The sequence below is a fragment of the Streptomyces sp. G-G2 genome (assembly GCF_030063135.1).
Lineage (GTDB): Bacteria > Actinomycetota > Actinomycetes > Streptomycetales > Streptomycetaceae > Streptomyces.
This window is the reverse complement of record NZ_JASISO010000077.1, coordinates 1-18,941: the sequence shown is the minus strand read 5'-3', so window position 1 is coordinate 18,941 and position 18,941 is coordinate 1. Positions and strand designations below refer to the sequence as shown.

At 69.7% G+C, this 18,941-nt stretch carries 25 protein-coding genes and 1 tRNA gene; 24 read left to right on the top strand and 2 right to left on the bottom strand.

What is annotated here, in order from left to right; translation table 11 throughout:
- Positions 1 to 166: 166 nt before the first annotated feature.
- The 24 genes from QMF80_RS36050 to QMF80_RS35935 all read left to right on the top strand — a co-directional run bounded on the left by QMF80_RS36050 (position 167) and on the right by QMF80_RS35935 (position 16,821).
- Positions 167 to 1,192, top strand: a complete 1,026-nt coding sequence (locus QMF80_RS36050; protein WP_283461351.1) for an AAA family ATPase — start codon at positions 167 to 169, stop codon at positions 1,190 to 1,192.
- 97 nt (positions 1,193 to 1,289) lie between these two features.
- Positions 1,290 to 2,402 (top strand): hypothetical protein, encoded by a 1,113-nt coding sequence (locus QMF80_RS36045; RefSeq protein ID WP_283461349.1) that lies wholly within the window; start codon positions 1,290 to 1,292, stop codon positions 2,400 to 2,402.
- A gap of 129 nt (positions 2,403 to 2,531) precedes the next feature.
- Complete coding sequence (locus QMF80_RS36040; RefSeq protein ID WP_283461348.1) at positions 2,532 to 3,368, top strand: helix-turn-helix domain-containing protein; 837 nt, start codon at positions 2,532 to 2,534, stop codon at positions 3,366 to 3,368.
- Between the two features lie 288 nt (positions 3,369 to 3,656).
- Complete coding sequence (locus tag QMF80_RS36035) at positions 3,657 to 4,181, top strand: hypothetical protein (protein WP_283461346.1); 525 nt, start codon at positions 3,657 to 3,659, stop codon at positions 4,179 to 4,181.
- Positions 4,182 to 4,213: 32 nt separating this feature from the next.
- Positions 4,214 to 4,681: a hypothetical protein gene (locus QMF80_RS36030; protein WP_283461344.1), complete on the top strand. Its 468-nt coding sequence runs from the start codon at positions 4,214 to 4,216 to the stop codon at positions 4,679 to 4,681.
- A 117-nt stretch (positions 4,682 to 4,798) separates the two neighbouring features.
- Positions 4,799 to 5,170, top strand: coding sequence for a hypothetical protein (locus QMF80_RS36025; RefSeq protein ID WP_283461342.1), 372 nt, complete (start codon positions 4,799 to 4,801; stop codon positions 5,168 to 5,170).
- Positions 5,171 to 5,250: 80 nt separating this feature from the next.
- The gene (locus QMF80_RS36020; protein WP_283461341.1) at positions 5,251 to 5,559 is read left to right on the top strand and encodes a hypothetical protein; all 309 of its coding nucleotides are present in this window, start codon (positions 5,251 to 5,253) and stop codon (positions 5,557 to 5,559) included.
- A gap of 70 nt (positions 5,560 to 5,629) precedes the next feature.
- Positions 5,630 to 5,923: a hypothetical protein gene (locus QMF80_RS36015; protein WP_283461339.1), complete on the top strand. Its 294-nt coding sequence runs from the start codon at positions 5,630 to 5,632 to the stop codon at positions 5,921 to 5,923.
- Entirely contained in the window at positions 5,920 to 6,117 is a 198-nt protein-coding gene (locus tag QMF80_RS36010) for a hypothetical protein (RefSeq protein ID WP_283461337.1), read from the top strand. Before QMF80_RS36015 ends, QMF80_RS36010 begins: the two co-directional genes overlap by 4 nt.
- Positions 6,114 to 6,518: a hypothetical protein gene (locus QMF80_RS36005; protein ID WP_283461335.1), complete on the top strand. Its 405-nt coding sequence runs from the start codon at positions 6,114 to 6,116 to the stop codon at positions 6,516 to 6,518. Before QMF80_RS36010 ends, QMF80_RS36005 begins: the two co-directional genes overlap by 4 nt.
- A 226-nt stretch (positions 6,519 to 6,744) precedes the next feature.
- Positions 6,745 to 7,044 carry a hypothetical protein gene (locus tag QMF80_RS36000; RefSeq protein WP_283461333.1) on the top strand — a complete coding sequence of 100 codons (300 nt, stop codon included), beginning with the start codon at positions 6,745 to 6,747 and terminating at the stop codon, positions 7,042 to 7,044.
- Positions 7,032 to 7,265, top strand: a complete 234-nt coding sequence (locus tag QMF80_RS35995; RefSeq protein ID WP_283461331.1) for a hypothetical protein — start codon at positions 7,032 to 7,034, stop codon at positions 7,263 to 7,265. Before QMF80_RS36000 ends, QMF80_RS35995 begins: the two co-directional genes overlap by 13 nt.
- A complete protein-coding gene (locus tag QMF80_RS35990) occupies positions 7,262 to 8,272 on the top strand; it encodes a DUF3560 domain-containing protein (RefSeq protein WP_283461329.1) in 1,011 nt (336 codons plus the stop codon). The genes QMF80_RS35995 and QMF80_RS35990 overlap by 4 nt, the downstream gene beginning before the upstream one ends.
- 124 nt (positions 8,273 to 8,396) lie before the next feature.
- Positions 8,397 to 8,879: a hypothetical protein gene (locus tag QMF80_RS35985; RefSeq protein ID WP_283461327.1), complete on the top strand. Its 483-nt coding sequence runs from the start codon at positions 8,397 to 8,399 to the stop codon at positions 8,877 to 8,879.
- Between the two features lie 18 nt (positions 8,880 to 8,897).
- Positions 8,898 to 9,371, top strand: coding sequence for a hypothetical protein (locus QMF80_RS35980; protein ID WP_283461325.1), 474 nt, complete (start codon positions 8,898 to 8,900; stop codon positions 9,369 to 9,371).
- On the top strand, positions 9,368 to 9,943 hold the full coding sequence (locus QMF80_RS35975; RefSeq protein WP_283461323.1) for a hypothetical protein: 576 nt from the start codon (positions 9,368 to 9,370) through the stop codon (positions 9,941 to 9,943). Before QMF80_RS35980 ends, QMF80_RS35975 begins: the two co-directional genes overlap by 4 nt.
- Before the next feature lie 172 nt (positions 9,944 to 10,115).
- A complete protein-coding gene (locus tag QMF80_RS35970; RefSeq protein ID WP_283461321.1) occupies positions 10,116 to 11,174 on the top strand; it encodes an N-6 DNA methylase in 1,059 nt (352 codons plus the stop codon).
- Positions 11,171 to 11,959 (top strand): phosphoadenosine phosphosulfate reductase, encoded by a 789-nt coding sequence (locus tag QMF80_RS35965; protein ID WP_283461319.1) that lies wholly within the window; start codon positions 11,171 to 11,173, stop codon positions 11,957 to 11,959. The genes QMF80_RS35970 and QMF80_RS35965 overlap by 4 nt, the downstream gene beginning before the upstream one ends.
- Before the next feature lie 109 nt (positions 11,960 to 12,068).
- Positions 12,069 to 12,428 (top strand): hypothetical protein, encoded by a 360-nt coding sequence (locus QMF80_RS35960; protein ID WP_283461317.1) that lies wholly within the window; start codon positions 12,069 to 12,071, stop codon positions 12,426 to 12,428.
- A 26-nt stretch (positions 12,429 to 12,454) separates the two neighbouring features.
- Positions 12,455 to 13,108 carry a hypothetical protein gene (locus tag QMF80_RS35955; RefSeq protein WP_283461315.1) on the top strand — a complete coding sequence of 218 codons (654 nt, stop codon included), beginning with the start codon at positions 12,455 to 12,457 and terminating at the stop codon, positions 13,106 to 13,108.
- A gap of 62 nt (positions 13,109 to 13,170) precedes the next feature.
- Complete coding sequence (locus QMF80_RS35950; RefSeq protein ID WP_283461313.1) at positions 13,171 to 14,706, top strand: ParB/RepB/Spo0J family partition protein; 1,536 nt, start codon at positions 13,171 to 13,173, stop codon at positions 14,704 to 14,706.
- Between the two features lie 67 nt (positions 14,707 to 14,773).
- Positions 14,774 to 15,235: a hypothetical protein gene (locus QMF80_RS35945; RefSeq protein ID WP_283461311.1), complete on the top strand. Its 462-nt coding sequence runs from the start codon at positions 14,774 to 14,776 to the stop codon at positions 15,233 to 15,235.
- Positions 15,236 to 15,358: 123 nt separating this feature from the next.
- Positions 15,359 to 16,399 (top strand): YgjP-like metallopeptidase domain-containing protein, encoded by a 1,041-nt coding sequence (locus tag QMF80_RS35940; protein ID WP_283461310.1) that lies wholly within the window; start codon positions 15,359 to 15,361, stop codon positions 16,397 to 16,399.
- A 349-nt stretch (positions 16,400 to 16,748) separates the two neighbouring features.
- A tRNA-Arg gene (locus tag QMF80_RS35935) sits at positions 16,749 to 16,821 on the top strand.
- A 58-nt stretch (positions 16,822 to 16,879) separates the two neighbouring features.
- Here the strand turns inward: QMF80_RS35935 and QMF80_RS35930 are convergent.
- Both QMF80_RS35930 and QMF80_RS38190 read right to left on the bottom strand, forming a co-directional pair.
- The gene (locus QMF80_RS35930; RefSeq protein WP_283461307.1) at positions 16,880 to 18,148 is read right to left on the bottom strand and encodes a sensor histidine kinase; all 1,269 of its coding nucleotides are present in this window, start codon (positions 18,146 to 18,148) and stop codon (positions 16,880 to 16,882) included.
- Between the two features lie 163 nt (positions 18,149 to 18,311).
- On the bottom strand, positions 18,312 to 18,599 hold the full coding sequence (locus tag QMF80_RS38190; protein WP_349372276.1) for a class F sortase: 288 nt from the start codon (positions 18,597 to 18,599) through the stop codon (positions 18,312 to 18,314).
- Positions 18,600 to 18,941: the final 342 nt, after the last annotated feature.

Below are 18,941 nucleotides of genomic sequence, written 5' to 3'. Positions count from 1 at the left end.
CGTCAATGTTCACCTGTTCCAAGCAGGGACGCAGCCCGATACGGACGCTTGATGCCCTCGAGAATCGCCACACTCACCACCGGCTCCGGAGTCAACCCCCGAAGGACTTCGCGCGTCGACCACTAAGGTCCGCACCCGCAAGCCGACCGGCGTCATCCCCTGGCCCGTGATCCTCCTCGAAGGCGAGGAGAAGGCCGGGAAGTCTCACCGCGCCGCCGCCTTCACCGGCTCCGACAAGACCGGGCAGGCGTACTGGCTGGAGCTGGGCGAAGACACCGCCGACGAGTACGCCAACGTGCCCGGCGCCGACTACCTCGTCATCGACCACAACGGCACCTACCGCGACATCCTCAGCCAGCTCGAAGCCGTGCACGCGGAAGCCAAGCGGGCGGCAGCGGCGAAGGAGAAGCCGGTCGTCCTGGTCATCGACTCGGTGTCGATGCTCTGGCGGATGCTCGTGAACTGGACCAACGACCGGGCCCGGCGCTCCAACAGCGGCCAGAACAAGCTGGACAAGGACCCGGACGCAGAGGTCAAGCCGTCGATGAACCTGTGGAACGACGCCTCGGAGCGGTGGAACCGGGTCATGTACCTCGTGCGCACGATGCCGGGCATCGTGATTCTGCTGGCGCGCGGCAAGGAGGTCGCGGCCGTCGACGCGAAGGGTGACCCCATCCCGCGCACCAAGGACTGGAGGGTCGAGGGGCACAAGTCGCTGGCCTACGACGCGACCGTGTGGATCCGCCTGCGCCGTGGCGAGCAGCCGCAGATCATCGGCGCCCGCAGCCTCAAATTCGAGGTGCCCCGCAACGGGAAGGCGCGGCCGGCGCCCGAGACGATCGAGGAGCTGGTGTTCGGACTGATGGGCTGCGCGATCCACAACCAGCCGAAGGCCACCCCCGAGCTGACCGGCGACCTGGCGCAGGCGTGGCTGCCGAAGGTCGAGAACGCCGCCAAGCGCGGGGTGGACGAACTGAAGAGGCTGTGGAAGCAGGTGGAGGTCGACAAGAGCCTGAGCCGGGACGAAGTCCTCGTGGTGCGGGCGTCCATCGAGCACAAGGCCGTGGAGTTGCAGAACCCGAGGAAGCTCCTGGACCCCACGAGGGACACAGCACGGCTCCGCGCGGCGGCCGCCGAGGAAGGCGGACAGGGGGCGCCGGAGGCGGCCTTCGACGAGTACGCCTCGGCCTGACCCTCTCGCCTTCTCGCCGGGCCCGCCGCGACGGGCGGGCCCGGCACACCTCTTGGAGAAGTTCATGACGACAACGGCTTTGCCTCCCCGTACTCCTGTGTCGATCTGGGAGGCCGCGCACGCCGCCGATGCGCGGCGGCCCCGGTCGAATCAGACGCAGCTCGGTGCCTCGGACACCATCTGCATGCGCCGTGCCGGGTACATCCTGTCCGGCACCCCCCGCACCAACACGCCCGACAAGAAGGCGGCGATCCTCGGCACGTACATCCACACGGGGCTCCTTGAGGATGCCCGGCGGGAGTACGGGTGGCTGGTGGAGCGGACCGTGGTGGGCGACACGATCCGCGGGCACGTGGACGTCGTGCAGTTGGATGCGGCGACGGCGGCCCGGCTGCCGAAGCGGCACCGGCCGAAGATCGCGGCGCACGCCGTCACGGTGGAGGACATCAAGACGAAGTCCGGCCGGATCTGGGACCGGGTCGTACGGTTCGGTCCGACCGCCGCCGAGATGCGGCAGGTACTGCTGTACGCCAGCCTCTTGGCCACGGTCGGGTTCGCGGACATCCCCGGCCAGCGGTACCTGGCCCGCCTGGGGCCGATCGAGGTGGCGCTGATCCGGTTCCGGTTCGTCAACCGGGACACGGGCGAGGAGGAGGTCCAGGAGTTCCCGTATGACCCGTGGCTAGCCGCCCAGGCGCGGTGGTGGGTGGACCGAGTCACCGAAGAGGACGACCCGGAGAAGCTCCGGCGGGACCACGACGGCCCCGGCCTGTCCACGATCTGCGACAACTGCCCCTTCCTCGACACCTGCTGGCCAGAGGCCGCCCCAGGCGTGCCAGCGCAGACGGTCCTCATCCATGACGACGCCGACCGCGCGAAGGCACTGGAGCGATACGTCCGCGCGCGGGAGCGGGCCCGCGAGGCCAGCCGGGTGAAGGAGCTGGTGCGCGCCATGGTCGACGCATCCCCCGAGGGCAACTACGGCTCGAACCACCTGGGGTGGGACGGCGGGAAGGACAAGGAGGAGCCGGACGTGTCCGCGATGGTGGACGCGTTCGAGGATGCCGACCTCGCGGTCCCGATGGTCCCGGACCAGGAAGCGATGATCCGCGTGATGCGCCGCGCCGGCATGACCGTGCCGATGCGCAAGGCGCCGGGGAAGAAGTCCGCCCGCTCCATCAACGTCTCGAAGGCCCGCCCCGCGGCCTGACGCCGCCGCTGGCCGCCCCGCAGACCGCCGGGTGGCCAGCAACCCCAACACCCATGTTTCAGCCGTTCAGATGCCCTTGGAGGCTCCCCCGTGACCATCTTGCGCCGCCACCTCAGCACCGGCTACACCGTGCTGCCGACGGCCACCCTCGAGGATTCCCGGCTGTCGTTCCGGGCCCGGGGGATTCTGGCGTACCTGCTGGCGAAACCGGACTCGTGGCGGGTCGCGGCCGATCGGATCTCGAACGCGGGCAAGGAGGGCGTCGAGGCGGTCCGTACGGCGCTTCGGGAGCTGCGGGACGCCGGGTACTACCGGGTGGTGACCGAGCGTCTGGCGGACGGAACGTTCCACCGGGTCACAGAGGTGTACGACCAGGCGCAGGAGTGGGCGGCAGCGGAGTTCCGGCAGTCGGAGGAGCGGCGGGTGGCCCGGCGCGCCAAGCAGCCCGGAGGGCGGAAGCCGGCCGGGTCCGTTGCCGTGAAGGAGGGGGAGGCGGGGACCGAAACCGGGTTTTCGGGGTTCGGTTCTCCAGGAGCAGGGGATCCGGGTCTTGGTTCTCCGGTCGGGGGTTCGCCGGGGGTTATAGGTAGTAACCAGATCAAGTACTCAGAGAAGAACCCCCCAACCCCCGCAGCTGGCGCTGCCGGGGAGCCTTTGCCCGCAGCAGAACAGACTCCGGCGGGGGCGCCGGGCTCGGGGAGCTGCCCGGCCCACCCTGCTGGCGGGGGGCGTTCCTGCCGTGGCTGCGGGACCAGTCCCCGCCAGCAGCGGGCGGACGAGGAGCGGGCGAAGAAGGACGCCTACCAGGAGCGGGAGCGTGTTCGGGATGAGCGGGTGCTGAGCGAGGTCCGCTCGGATGGCGCTCCGCTGTCGGCGCTGGCTGCGGATGCCATCGCCGAGATGCGGCTCCGGAACCGGGAGGTCAAGGAGAAGACGGCGCAGGAGCGGCGACAGAAGAGGAAATAGGCCACCACATTCGTATACTCTGAGCGCGAGGCCAGGGCCTCGCCTCGCGGCGCCCAGATCCACCCTCACCGGCGAATTCCGCCACACCTCTTGGAGAGTTCAAATGCCCGACCGACGGCCCACCTCCAGGTGGTCGAGCGCCGCTGTATCTCAGCACCCATCAGCCGCAACCAGCCCCCTGCCGCCGGAGGAACTTAGCCGCCCTTTGACCCCAGGGCTAGGCCGACCGGAGGGGCAAGGCACTGGCCACGGGCGCGAAATAGGCCATCACCTTTCACGGAGCGTGGGTTGAGCGTGACCCTCACCGACGACGACCGGCGCATGGCCGCCCGCGACTTCTTCACCCCGGCACAGCTGGCCGCCTTCTCCGATCTCGCCTTGAACGACGAGCGAGCCGCCTGGGGAGAGCGGGCGCTCCTCGACCCCATCCGGCGCCTTCGGATGCGCCGCCTACCTGGCGAGCCAGACGAGGGGGCGCTCTGCACGTGGCCGCCCGCCCCGCTCGGCTTCGGGTACGCGGTGGAGGCTCCGGAGGGCGCCAGGTCGGGCGTCGTGCGATGGCAGGCCGTGACAGACCTGATCGAGGTGCGGCTGACGCCGGTGCGCTACGGGGCGCTGCGCCAGGCCGTGGACGCGGAAGCCGCCCACGCGAGGGCCTACCACCGCGGGCCGACCCCTTTCCGGGACCACGCGACCTGGCAAGCCTGCTTTTACCTCCCCTGGTCCCGTAGGGCGGCGCTGCTGGCCCTGCGGTCGGCGGCGGCCAAGGACGCAATCCTCCCGGCAGTCAGCCCCCAGCCCTCCCTGTTCTGATCCACTCCACCGAGTCGAGGAAGTAGCAGCCCGTGATCAATTCCACCGCCCCGACGGCCTGGTTGGAGCTGGCGCCGTGCACCGGCATCGAGGACTTCGTGTTCACGCCGGGCATGGCCCGCCGGCCGGTAGCGGAGCTCCACGAGGCGAGCGCCCCGCTCCTGCGTGCCTGCCTGGCGTGCCCGGTGCTGGCGGAGTGCTACGAGCGGGTCCGCCCGAAGGGCTCCCAGTTCGACGGGGTGTGCTCGGCGCGGATCTGGGTCAACGGCCGGGAAGTGGGGTCCATCGGGAACGCGCCGGGGCTGCCCAAGACGCTTCCGTCGCGGGCGGGGGTGTGCGGAGAGAGCAGCGGCGTGAAGGGGCACAGGCGCAACGGGGAGCCCCTTTGCGGGCAGTGCCGCGTGACGGCGCAGCGGGCGGAGAGCCGGGCGGCCGGGGCGGCGACGATCCGCAAGCGCGGTGCCCGCAGTGCGCGGAAGGCCGCTCCGGCCGCAGCCTAACCCCGGACCGCCGGGGCTCTGACCTGCGGGTCTATGTTGACATCCCCTCTAGCCATAGTAGAATTCAGGTAAGAGGGAGGGGGAAGCCCCGACCAACCCAGACTCCGGAGGCCGCACATGAACGTCCCGTTCCCCCACCCCCTGCACATCTTGGACATCTCAAGCCGATACGCGGTCACCGAGCAGCAGGCGGAGGTCGCCATCACCTGGGCCGCCGTCGACACGGTGTGCATGTGGGAGGACTACGCCAGGGCTCACGGCTTGGACGAGGCCGACTGCGACGCGATGCAGGAGTGGGGGGAGAAGCGGACCCCCGACGACCACCGGGCGGTGCTGGACGCGGCAATCGCGAACGTCACCAGCGGCGAGTACTTCGCCCTTGATCCGGTCGAGGAACTGCTGTGCGAGGTACGGCGCACCGCGAACCCGACCCCCGTCCGCCGTCCACGGCCGATGCGCGCCAACAGGCCGCGCGTCCACATCCGCTGAGCGCAGACCTCTCCCGGCCCGCCCCACCACCGGGGCGGGCCGCGCCACGCCGCCACCCGAGACACCACCTGGAGGACCCGATGGGCGCCATCACCTTTTTCGACACAGCCGCTGGAGACGATCCCGTCAAGGCCTTCGCGACGGTCCGCGACGAAGCCCGGTACGAGCACGGACACCGGGAAGGCACCGGCAGCATCGCGGAGAAGGACAGCTTCACCGTCATCGACGAAGTCCGCCGATCCGAGGCAGCCGCACATCGCCGGGCAGCGCAACTGATCGACTCCGGCGACCCACGCATCGACAACAAGTGGGGACCTGCGGGCGCCCTGCCGATCACCACGGCCAACGCCGAGAACGGCTGGCTGTTCTTCGGCTGGGCCAACGACTGAGACCACCGGGGCCCGCCCATACGGGCGGGCCCCGGCCCCATCACCTCTTGGAATCCCGAAGGGAACACTCATGTCCTTCAAGCACCTGCCGATCATCGCGGCGGGCGAGATCATCACGACGCTCAACCTGAACGGCGAACAGACAGCTCGCGCCGCCAACCTGGCGGCCAGGGTCGTCCGCCGCGCCTGGTCGAGGCGCCCCGGCCACAAGCACGCCCAGGGATACCCCGAGTTCGCCGCCGCCGTACCGGCCTGCAGCTGGCTGACCATGTTCGAAGTCGCCGCGCTCCTCGAACTCGGCCGGGGCCACGAGGCACGCCAGCTGATGACCGCAGCCCGCATCGTCCACGGCAGCACCCGGTGATCCTCACCCCGCGCAGCATCGCCGCACTCGGCCTCAAGGGCTTCTACGTCCACGAAGAGGCCTACAACTCCCGCACCACCAAGCAGCTTCGGCGGTCCATGAAGAAGCGCGGCCGCCGCCGGCTGCGGCAGGACATCGCGAACACGCGACTTGAACCGATCACCACCGACATCCCGAAGGAAATCAGCACGTGAACCTCATAGACAGCGCCCAGGAGTCCCTGCGGGCACTCGCCCGCACGTTCGCGCTCAACAGCGACCAGCCCGGCCTCTACCGGATCGTGGCGTTCGAGCTTCACGCGAAGTGGGTCGGCCTCGGGCCGGAACTGAGGCTGCTCCAGCTGCTGGTGGCCGCCTTCGAGGCCCGACAGGCGGACATCGCGCTCCCTGAGGGCGCCGAGGACCTCCACGCTCAGCACCTCATCGAGGGTGCAGCGGCCTGGGCCGGGGAGGAGGGCGGCACCCTGCACGACTTCTGCAAAGCCCGCTCCACGGCGTTCCTCCTCGCCAGCAGCTTGGCCTCCGACAGGGACGACCTGCGTCTGTCGCTGCTCGCCCTGCTCAAGCTGACCACGCTCATCCCGATCGACAAATGACCGAATCGAATGCAACAGGCCGCCCGGCAGGAAGGCCTGACGTCCCGGCCCCGCCGCCCGCGACGGCCTGCTCCACCGCCAGCCCGTTCACGACCCCCGACCGGAGCCCGATGTGATCGACCTCTACACGACGCGCGCCGCGCTGATCATGACTGCCAGGCTCCTGCGTGTGCCTTCAGAGCGCCGTACCCCGCTTGAGCTCGCCCGGGACGGTGGCCTTCTGGAAATGTGGCAGCGGGTGGCGCCGGAGACCCGCCGGATGCTGCTCCTCCAGGCAGCCTGGGAGGCGCGCGGCGCCTTCCTCGGTGAAGCCGACGACGATGCCCTGCGCCACGCCGCATACCTCGCCGAAGCCGCAGAGTCCGCCGCCCGGGGGGGCATGACCCAGCGGACCGACTTCGTGCACCTCCTCAGCCCCCACTACCTGCTCGCCCAGTCGCTGGCCTTCGACCTGGACGACGTGGAGACCTCACTCGCCGCCGCGCTGATGCTCGCGACCCGGATCTCCACCGGATGGCCGGCGTGAACCCGGGCGACCCTGTCCTCCTCCTACGGGGCCCTGGCGGAGTTCCGCTCACCGGCGCCGACGGCCGGGACCTGGTCTTCGAGATCACCGAGACCGGCACCCGAGGCGGCCGCTGGTACGAGCTGAGGAGCAGCCACTCCACCGTGGACGCACTGCTCGGCGGCTGGCATCGCGCCCAGTGCCTCATCCCCGCACCCTCACACCTCAAGGAAATGCGATGACGATCACGATCAAGCACACTCGTCGAGAGGGCACCCTCGTGACGGGGACGGGCCGCGGCGACGGCAGCGGGGAGATCCTCAAGCGGCGCGTGTACGGCTGGAGCAGCCGACCGTACAAGTACTCGCGGAACCTGGGCTGCTGGTACTTCCCGCACAGCCGGGACAAGCAGGCCGACACGAGGGCCATCAACCAGCTTGCCGAGAACCTGCGGGCCGGCGGGTTCACCGTGGCGGTCACCGTCGATGAGGACGATCGGCGCACCTTCGCACAGGCAGAGGCCGACCGCGTTGAGCGCGCCGAGGGCAGGGCCGAGCGGTTCGGCGGGTACGCCGACTCGGCGGCCACGAACGCGGACGCCCTCCACGCGAAGGCCCGTTCGATGGCTTCGCGGATCCCCTTCGGTCAGCCAGTCCAGAGCGGGCACTACAGCGAGAACAGCGACCGGCGGTTCCGCGAACGCATCCACGACACCTTCGGCAAGAGCATCAAGGAGGACGACCGGGCTGCGCACTGGTCCAACCGGGAGGAGGCCGCCGCGAACTACGAGCGGTACCGCAACGACCCCCCTCGCACGCTCCGGCGCATCGAGAAGCTGGAGGCGGACCTGCGTCATTGGGACCGGGTCCTGAGCGGCGAGACGGGCAGCTGGAACCTCGAGGACGCGGAGGAAGCCGCCGAGGTCCGCCGGCGCCGGGCGGAGGTGGCCGAGGAGCGTGAGGAGTGGCGCAAGATCATCGCCGAAGCCGAGAAGGAGGGCTTCAAAGTCTGGTCGAAGGGCGACTTCACGCGCGGGGACTACGTCCGGTGCCGAGGCCGCTGGTACGAGGTGCTGCGGGTAAACCCGAAGTCGGTGACGGTGCCTTCGATCCTCAACGTCCACCAGGAGGTGGTCACGAGGGAGAACAGCACCTTCGGCGACATGACGCACACCCTGAAGTACGACGGCGTCGCCGGACGGAAGTCGCCGGAGGAGATGGCCGAGCACCTGGCCAAGTCGGCCTCATAGGGGGCAGTCGGCGGAGTTGACCAAGGTTGACCCCACCCTCATTCATAGTAGAATTTCGATATAAGGCGAGGGGGTGACCACCACCCCCTCGCCCCACCCCAGCCCGGAAGGACACCTGCACTCAATGCCCGAACCCGACCACCTGAGCCGATATCTCTCCGAACTCCCGCCGACAACCCGCAATTTGACCTCAGCCGCCGTCGCGTTCGCCCGGATCGACGAGCTGGGCTGGGCCCCACGCGCCGGATACCCGGGCTCCGACGTCCTGTGGCCGGTGCACTGCCTGCTCTGCGGCTGGCAAGGCCTGCGCTTCTACAGCCACCTGCGGCGCAACAGGCCATCCATCCGGCATACCGGATGCTCCCCGAAGGCCGACTTCCCGGTGCTGCTCCACACCCTCGCCATGACCGCGACCGGCACCTGCCGCTACCACACCAGGCACGCCACCACCGCTGAGCAGTTCCTCGACGGCACCCAGCGCCTGCTGCTCGCACACAAGGCCGGGGACCACGAACGCACCCTCGCTCTCGCCGAGCACCTGCTTGGCCCCTGCACCGCCACCGCCCGGCGCGCTCGCGGCGCCCTAGCCGCCTTCCCCCGCACCTGAACCACCAAGAGGAGCACCATGACCACGTACAAAGCGGGCGACCGCATCAGCATCCTGTACCTGTCCAATCGACACGGCACCTGCCTCGCCTACAACCGGCCCGTCATCGAAGTCGAGGCGGTCGAGCAGCACTCCCAGCGCCTTTGGGTTTCGATGCCCCCCGACTGCGCGTACGGCACGGTGTACGGCACGCTCGCACACCCCGACTTCATCGAGCACATGGACGCCGAGCCCATCGAGAGGCAGTCCGTGGGCCGCCTCCTGGCCAACGCGGACTGGCACCTGGCCATGGCGGGAGGCGGTTCCATGCGCACGACATGGCCCGAAGGCCGGCACCGCCCGTCGGTCTACGCGGAACTGACCACGGAGGAGCGTCGGGAGCACGCCACGAAGGCGGTCCAATACATACGCGAGCTCCGCACGAACTTCCCTCGCGAATACCAGCAGTGGATCACCCCCGCGGTGGAGAGCCTCTCGAATGAGGCCCGATGACGGCCGCCGAGCACGCCAGGACCGACCGGCACGGCGCATGGCTGGCCCTGTTCTGCGATCCCGCGACCGGGGCAGAGTGGAAGACGTACACCCCGGTGACGAGGATGGGAACCCGCTTGGAGGCGCGCGCCGTCGCGGAGCGCCAGAGCGCCGCGCTCGACGCGGGACGGCCGGGCGGTCCGCGAACTCCGTACCGCCTGACCTATCTGCCGCCGCTGCGGTCCCGAGAGCGTGCGGTGGCATGGGCGGCGCTTCTGGAGGTGGATGCGGTCTCTGGCTTCCGGGGATGGAAGCCCGGCAGCTTGTACCCGTGGGTGGAGCGGGACCACTCCTGGCGGGACCGGCTGTCCGACGTCCACACCTCGTTCCGTGATGCCGTGATCGGTTTCGGCGACGATCTCACGGACATCATGGCCGGACTCGAAGGCACTCCGGCCGCTTGGGACCTGGAGGGCTATCACGACGGTACGGGCCTCGTGGACTGGGAGGCCGTTCACGAGGACATCCACAAGGCGCAGATGTCCATAGTCCGGCAGACGCCGTACGGGATGCTCTGGATCGACCGGGGCTGACCAGGCCCAGAAGCCCGGGCCCCCTGTGCCGGGTGGGCAAGGTTGACCCTCCCCTATTCATAGTAGAATTTAGATATGAGCGGGAGGGGAACCTCCCCCCGCTCCCGGCCCGCCCCGCGCACCTGCGGGGCGGGCCGTCCCGTTCTGGCACCCCCTCACGAGAGGCACCACGATGACCGAGCAGCTCGACCTCTTCGCCGCCTTCGACGACCCCGCACCCACGCCGGTACCGGCCACCTTCAGCAGGCCTGCGCCCGCGCCGAGGGCGGCCGCCACCCCGCCCGCACGGCCGGCCGCACCCCCGGCCCGTCCGGCAGCCGACCGGCCGGGCTCCTCACACGATGTACACGGCCGCGCCTTTGCCCTCGGCGAGGCCGTGACCGGCGCCTGGAACCGCGCGCACGGCGGCACACACATCGAGGTCCCCATCGGCATCGTGGCCGCGCTCGCCCTGATCCACGTGAAGGACCCCTCCGGGCCCGACCTCAAGACGCAGATCCTCGCCCAGAGCGACGGCGACCTCATCGCGATGTACCGGAAGATATGGGCCGGGCACTGGAGGGCCCGGCCCGACCTGATTGAGCGCGCCCGGATCCTGCACGAGTGGCTCAACGACGAGGCCGAGCCGGACAGCCACCGTGTCTACGCCGTCCGCGCGGTCACTCAGGCCGCGCTCCGAGCCGGAATCTTGGACCTGACCGGTCACGCCGATCCGTACATGCGCTCGCGCACCGACGTGCTCTCCCACGCGATGATGCTGCTGCGATCCCACGGCGCCCAGCAGGGCTTGGGTGAGTACCACACCCCGGCGCCGGCGGCCGAGACCCTCGCCGCCGTTAGCCTCGGCGCCTTCTGGGACCCAGAGCGCGCCTATGGTGGCCCTCAGCCGGGGCAGCACATCCACGACCCTGCGGGCGGCAGCGGGGGGCTGCTGCGCGCCGCCGCGCAGATCCTGCGCGACCGCGGCCACGATCCGGCCGCCTACCGCTGGTCGATGGTCGACGTGGACAACATCGCGGCCGCCTGCGCGGCCGTCAACGCGATCGTCTGGCAGCTCGGCATTCACGTGACGGTCGCCTGCGACAACTCCCTTTCCAACCCGAGGGCTGTCGAGGACGCACAGGCGCAGGCCCTCGCCGCGATCGAGCACCGGGACCAGGTCCTCGGCAAGGCCGAGATCATCAGCGCGGTCCGGCGCACACAGCGGCTCCTGGAAGCAGTCGCGGCATGAAAACGATCAGCTTTGGTGGCGGAACGCAGAGTATGGGGTTGATGGTGCTGGCCGCCCGGGGTGAAATCCCGCACCGAACCTTCCTGTTCGCCAACGTCGGCGACGACAGCGAGGACCCGCGCACCCTGGACTACGTAGAGCGCGTGGCCGCGCCGTACGCCGAGGCGAACGGGCTGGACTTGCGCATCCTGCACCGCACCCGGCGCACTGGGGAGCGCGAAACACTGTGGGGACGGCTGATGCGCCAAGGCTCGCGGTCCCTGCCGATTCCGGTCCGGATGTCGAACGGTGCCCCCGGCACCCGCAGTTGCACGAAGGACTTCAAGATCACGGTCACCGGGCGCTGGCTTCGCGAGCACGGCGCCCGCGTCTCGGCGCCGGCCGAGGTGGGCATCGGGATCTCTTTGGACGAGATATCCCGCGCCTCCAACCGGCGCACCGAGCCGTACGAGCAGGTCACTTACCCGCTGCTGGATCTTCGGATGCGCCGGGCGGACTGCCTGGCGGTCATCGCAGATGAGGGCCTCGAAGCCCCCGCGAAGTCGGCATGCTTCTTCTGCCCTCTGAAATCCACGGCGGGCTGGAGGGAGCTGCGCCGGGACCGGCCGGGACTTTTCGACCGCGCCTGCGAGCTGGAGGAGACCCTGGTCGCGCGGCGTACCGCCTTGGGGCGTGACCCGGTGTTCCTTAGCCGGGCCGGCCGCCCGCTGCACGAGGCGATATCGGCCGCGCAGGATGAGCTGCCGCTCGATGTCGGCTGCGATTCCGGGTGGTGCATGACTTAGCCCCCCACCTCTGACCTGTGGTGATCTGGTTGACACCCCCCTCACGCATAGTAGAATTTCGATATGAGCTGAGGGGGAAGCCACCAGCCGCCACCAGGAGGAGCACACCGTGACCGGACCGGAGATCGCACTGCGGATCGACCTCAACGGCAACATCCGCGAGCTGGACATCGGCACCGCCCGCAGCCAGCAGATCCGTGTCATCGGCCGCGCCCTCCTCGACAGCATCCAGGCCGTCGACTTCATCCGGCAGCCCACCGACCCCGACATCGTGGTCCTGGCCCGCGTCCACCGCGACCAGCAGGCGCCCAACCTCCATGCCGCCCGCGCCGTACACGAACTCGCCGCACCACTGCCCCACTTGATCCAAGGCGAAGTCGTCTTCGCTGGATACACGGCCGCCGGAGACCTCACCGGCCTCCCCGAAGGCGCCGCCGACACCATCCGCGCAGCCTGCCAGTCCCTCTAGATCAACCACCTCTTGGAGAACGTCACATGAGCACCGACACCGCCACCGCACCCCGCCTGTCACTCGTCGACCTCTACATCCTGGGCGACCTGATCGCCGCAAGGCTCGGCGAAGCCTGGACGAAGGCCGACGACACCACCGACACCCAAGCCGTCAGCTTCGATCACACCGCAGGCCACACCATCAGCATCCGACGGCTGTGGGACGGCGTCGGCGCCCAGACCTCCCTGCGCATGGAAGGCCTCCCCACCTACAACGCCGGAGTCGTCTTCAGCGACTCCGAAGGCACCAGCGACACCCTCCTCAAGGCCATCGAGGAACGCCTGCTCCCCGCCGTCGGCGGCCACCGGCCCAAGCTCCAGCAGAGCGGCACCCCCCACCCGCCGAAAGCGGACCCGCAGAAGTCCGCCGAGCAGGCTCCCGCCGGCGACGAGCCCGCACAGGACGGCCCGGACGGCAACGAGCCCGCCCAGCCGAACAACCCGCCCACCGACATCACCGCGCCCACGGCCCCGGCCGCCGCAAAGCCTCCGACGAAGAAGACCCCCGCGGGCAAGCCGAAGACAGCCACCGCAGCGACAAAGACCACCACGCCGCGTCGCGCCCCCAAGGCCACCGGCGTCGCCCCCCGAACCGCCAAGCGCGCCACGACCCGCAAGGCCACAGCCGCCTCCGCCTGACAAAACCCAACCGGTGCGGGCGGCGACTCCGCCCGCACCCCCACCCCTTAAGGACACCGATCATGACCGCTACCGCGATCGAGCCCACCACCGCAACCGGCATCGCAGCCTACGAAGGCCACTTCGGCTGGTACGACCCGCGCGACCTGGTGATCGACCCGTTCAACCACCGCAAGACCCGGGGCGACGACGACAACGGCACAGAGCCCGACCAGGCACTCGTCGACTCCGTCATGGAGTTCGGCGTCAACGCCCCCCTGCTGCTGCGCCCGCAGACCGGCGCGCAGGACGGCGCCCTCGGCGTCGTCTTCGGCCAGCGCCGCATGAAGGCCGCGATCATCGCCGCCGAGCGCGCCATAGAAGCCGGACAGCCGATCCGCCTCGTGCCGGCCATCGTCCGCGAAGACCTTCGCGACGTGGACGACGAGGCCCTGGCCCTGTCGGTCATCGAGAACGTCCACCGCCGCCAGGCGACGACCCTTGACGTCCTCGACGCCGCCGAGCAGTTGTCCCTCATGCCGGTCGGCAAGCTGCGCAAGAAGCGTGCCGCCCGCGCCCTGGGCATCAAGCCCGAGGAGGTCGCTGCCGCCCCGCAGGCCGCCAAGCTCACCTCCCGGGCGCTGGGCGAGGCGTACGCCGCTGACTTCGACCTCGTGGAGATGGCCGACTACCAGTCCGTCGAAACGCTCGGCGGAGCCCTGACCGTCCTCAAGCGCGCCAAGAGGAAGGATGTGGAGGCGGGCGACTCCTCACGAGGACACTGGGCGCACGCCCTCGCCGAGCTGCGTCAGAAGCAGAAGGACGAGGAGGAGCGGACCCGCCTCATCGAGGGCTTCAGGGCCAAGGACATCCCGGTGGTCGCCTGGAGCGCCCAGCGGGAGCACGGCATCTCGCGCAGCCTCAGCGACCTCGTCAGCGACATCGGCAACGCCATGACGGCCGAGCTGCACCAGGACTGCCCCGGGCACGCGGTCGCACTGGTCCCCGGCGACACCGAGGTGGAGTGGCTGTGCACGGACTGGAAGCGGTACGACCACGAACTCACCGACAGTCAGGCCGCTGCGGCCAAGGCCCCCAAGTCGACGCCGGAGACACTGGAGGCCGTACGCAAGGTGCGGCGCTACAACAAGGCGTGGAGGACAGCCCGCGAGGTGCGCCGCGAGTACATCGCCCAGCTGTGCGCGGCAGGCGGCGAGGCGAACGACGCGACGTGGGTGCTGATCCTGTCCACGATCACGGGCACCTCCGACCACTACGGCCGGGCGGCATCCCGCCCGAAGACGGACCTAATCAGTTCCTTCCTCGGCATGGCGGACCCCAACGAGAACGTTGACCACTGGCGCCGGGTGCGTAACCCGTACGGGCCGGTGATCGCTACGACGGCAAAGACCCGGCGGTGGCGCCTCCTGCTGGCCCAGGTGGCTGCGATGTTCGAGAGCGAGGTCATGCACGACGGCGCGTGGCGCAACATCGAGCAGGACGCCGTGACTTGGCTGTCGTACCTCAAGGAGCAGGGCTACAAGCTGAGCGAGGTCGAAGCCGAGATCCTGGCGAAGGGCATCAAGAAGCACAAGCCCAGCCAGAAGAAGACCAACTAGACCCTCACCCCCACCCCGGCGGCGGCCTCATCGAGGCCGCCGCCGGGCGCACACCTGAAGGCAGGCCATGAACAAGAACCCGAGCACCACGAAGACCACCCCGCTCACTACCTGGCACCGGGCCGAGTTCCAGGGACGAGAGGGAGAACTGATCCACCTCGCGGCCGGCGCCGATCTCGTCGGTGTGACTCGGTCGGCGGTCAGCAACTGGGCAACCCGCCATCCGAACTTCCCCAAGCTCGTCCTGGAAACCGGCCCTACGTCCCGCCGCATCAAATACGTGTCGAAGGCCGAGTTCATCGCCTTCGCGGAGCTGAGGCGCACGACGGTCACACCGCGGAGGAAGCCTTCGCCGCACAGGCCGGGCGCCGTCATCGACGCGGAGCACTTGGAGTACTGCGAGCGGCAGGTGGCCAGACTCCGGGGGATGGAGATTCGGCGGGCGGCCAAGCTCGCCGAGACCCGGCGGGCGCTGAAGGTGGCACGCTCTCGCCTCGCCGAGGCTGAGGCCACGGCCAGAGGAAGGTAAGGGCCAGGTCTGTTCCTCAAGCCCAGTTGACCCCCCTCCCATTCATAGTAGAATTTAGATATGAACGGGAGGGGGCACCACCACAAACCTCCACCAAAGCCCACCCCAACCGGAGCATGTGCAATGACCTATTTGAACGAACGCACCATCAACGTCAACGGTGTCTCCGTCACCATCCGCACCAGCAACCGAACCACCCTCGACCTCAACATAGCTAGCACCGGCAACATCATCGTCCGCGGCCCCCACGCCACCACCGACGATGAAGCCCAAGACCTCGTCAACCGCCGACGCCGCTGGATCTACCGTCAGCTCACCCACTTCTGCGAAACCGCACCCGACAACCCGACCAAGACCATCAAGGACGGCGAGATCTTCCCCCTCTTCGGCCGCCCCCACACCCTCCGCATCACCCGCCAAGAACCCGGCGCCAGCGCCGCCACCGCCTACACCCACCCCGACCTCGACCCCACGCTTGACCTGCGCCCGCACGCCATCACAAACGAGGATGATGCACGCCGAACCCTCATCAACCTCTACGCCAACGAAACCCGAGAATGGCTGAAAAACCACGGCCGCCGCATCACGCAACTCACCACAAACCCCGACACCGAACTCAAGGTCTCCTGGCGAGCCCGCACCAGCTGGATCAACCGCCACAAGGACGGCAGCCTCACCCTCCACTGGGCCCTCAGCCAGCTCCCCGCGATCCACCTGCGCGAGCTCCTCCACCGCACCCTCAACCTCCACTCCATCGCCGACGGCCGCGAACTCGACCAGCACCTCCGGACGCTGTGGCTCGGCCGGCTCCAGCTCGCCCCCGTCTCCGAGCCTCCCACCAACCCCGCAACCAGCGACACCTGCCCGAAGTGCCACACACGCCCCGGCAACCTCCACACCCACTGGTGCGGCCTCGCACAATGCGCCCTCACCGGCCGCCAGCGCAGCGGCTGCACCCATCCCGGCACCACCTGCCTCACCCTGTGGTCCGGGCGCTGGCCCGGCCAAGAAGAGTGTGAGGAGTACGGCTTCTACTACCGCCCCGGAGCGAACGGCGCCGAGCCCTGCAACGCTGACGACGAAGGCGCAGAACACGACCTGAACCGGCTCTACCGCGAGTGCGTGTGGGACGTACGCCTCCAGCGCATGGTCCTCCCCACCTGAGATGCCTATCGCCTTCTCATCGCCCATAGATCGCGAACTGACTGCGGTCGTCAGCACTGCGCAGGACAGCCGCCCACCTGCGACTACGTCGCCCAGCCACCCGACGGATAGCCCCGGAGGACGAGCATCGGGGGGACAGGCGGGGGACACAACGGGGGGACGGCGGGGGACAACCGGGGGACAGAAGGGGGAGGAAGATCAAGGAAAGACAGGGAAGGGGTGGGTAGGAACGGGAAGGCGGAACCCCCTGCCGACACCGGTCACACGCGCCCTGACCTGGGGGAATGCAGCCCGTAGATGCTCAGCAGGCCTATCGGGTAAGGTGATTGCCGACACAGATCAAACACCCGCCTTCGTAGCTCAGGGGATAGAGCACGGCTCTCCTAAAGCCGGTGTCGCAGGTTCGAATCCTGCCGAGGGCACATGAGGCACTGACCCCCAGCCGTTCGCGGCTGGGGGCTTTTTCTTGGGCTCCGGGGGTCAGGCCCGCGGGGACCGGGGTGGGGGGTGCAGGGTGAAGCGGGCCTGGGCGCCGCCCTCGGGGCGGTTCGTGAAGGTCAGGGTGGCGCCCAGGGCGCGGGCCTGGCCCGCGGCGATGGTCAGGCCCAGGCCGTGGCCCTTGTTCATGCCCTCCGTGCGGAACCGCTGGGGGCCGCTCGTCAGCAGGTACTCCGGGTAGCCCGGCCCCGCGTCCGTCACCGTCACCGTGATGCCCTCCACCGTCACCGTGACGGGGGCCGCGCCGTGTTTGTGGGCGTTGGTGATCAGGTTGCCGAGGATGCGTTCCACCCGGCGGTGGTCGGTTTCGACCAGGTGGGAGGAGAGCACCCGCAGCAGGGTGTCGGTGCCCGAGGTGCGGATCGTACGGGCGGCCAGTGCGGCGAGGTCGTACGAGTCCAGCTCGGGCCGTTCGCTGCGGGTGTCCAGCCGGGACACCTCCAGCAGGTCCTCGGTCAGCGCGCGCATGGCCTGGACCCGGTCCCGGACGAGTTCGGCGGGGCGCCCCGGCGGGAGGAGTTCGGCGGCGGCGTTGAGGCCGGTCAGCGGGGTGCGCAGTTCGTGGGCGACGTCGGCGGTGAAACGGCGTTCCGCCTCCAGTTTGTGCTGCAGCGACGCCGCCATGGTGTCCAGGGCGTCGGATACGGCGGCCACCTCGTCCCGGGCCCGCGCCGAGTCCTCGACCCGCGCGTCCAGGTCGCCCCCGCTGATCCGGCGGGCGACCTGCGCGGTCTGGTGCAGCCGCCGGGTGATCCGGGTGACGCCGATCGCGCCCATCAGGAGGGTGCCGCCGATGGCGAGGACCGAGGAACCGAGGATGGCCCGGTCCAGGTCGGCGATCGTTTTCGCGCTGCTGCCGTAGTCGACGGCGGCCGCGATCACCCCGTCACGGTCGGCGGGTCCGGCGGCCCACATCACCGGCTTGTCCCGGAGTACGCCGACGAGGGTGCCGCGGTGCCCACCCGCCGCGTACGCGCGCAGCTCCTCGGGCAGGCCCTTGGGGTCGACGCCCTCGCCGCGCGGGATCCGCGTACCGGTCTCGTACGCCGCCGTGACCCGGTCCAGCCGGTCGAGCGCCTTCTCGCGGGCCGTGCCGATGGTCTGCCGGGTCATCGCGCTGTGCACGAGGCCGCCGAGCAGGGCGGCGAGCCCGCAGCACATGAGGGTGATGAAGACGGCTGCCTTCCACGTCAGCGTCGCCGTCCAGGCCGGGAGGCGCCGGAGGCGGGCGGGGCGGGCGGGGCCGGTCATCGGGCATCACGGTAGTGCGCCGTGTCCGGCGGCCACCCGGCGGCCCCCGGCCCCTGGCCGGCGTGTCCGGGCTCGGGGGGCGTGTCCGGGCTCGGGCTCGGGTCGGGATGCGGCTCCGGGTGCGGGCCCGGGTGCGGGCCCGGCTCCGGGCGCGGGTGGTCGCTCACGCCACGAGGTCGCCGTAGAAGATCACGTTGTTCGTGCGGTGGCCGTCCTCGATGTCGCCGCCGCAGGTCGGCAGGCGCGGCTCGGGCCGGGTCGTGTCGCCGTAGACCGTGTCCGTCGGGAAGTTCTTCTTGGCGACGTCCTCGCCGACCTCGGGGTCCGGGGGCAGCCGGTCGCCGCCCGCCGCGCAGGCCGACATGGCGCCGGTGGCGGCGAGCGCGACGACCGCCGTGGCGACGGCCCGGCGGGCGCGGGGCCGGGGGCGGACTCGGACGCTGGTGGTCATGGGGGTACTCCGGGCAGGTGGTGGGGCGGGATGTCCGCGACACGTGGAACGTTACGAGGGTGATGTTTTGGTCATCCCTCGGCCACGTAACAGTTGGCCGAATGCGCGAGCGCAACGAGGTCAAGGGCTGCCACGCTCCCCACCCGCTCTCCCAAAGGACGGCGAAAGACCCTCCCGGTTCATCCCAGGAGGGTCTTTGCGCACAGAAGGAACCAGCTAGATGAATGAGTCCAAGGGGTGTCGTCGCGGTCAGTGATCGTAGGCGGTCAGTGACCGCTTGACGGGTTGCCCCGTCTTGTCGTTGAACCAGATCGCGGCGGTTAACGCCAGGATGCGGAAGAG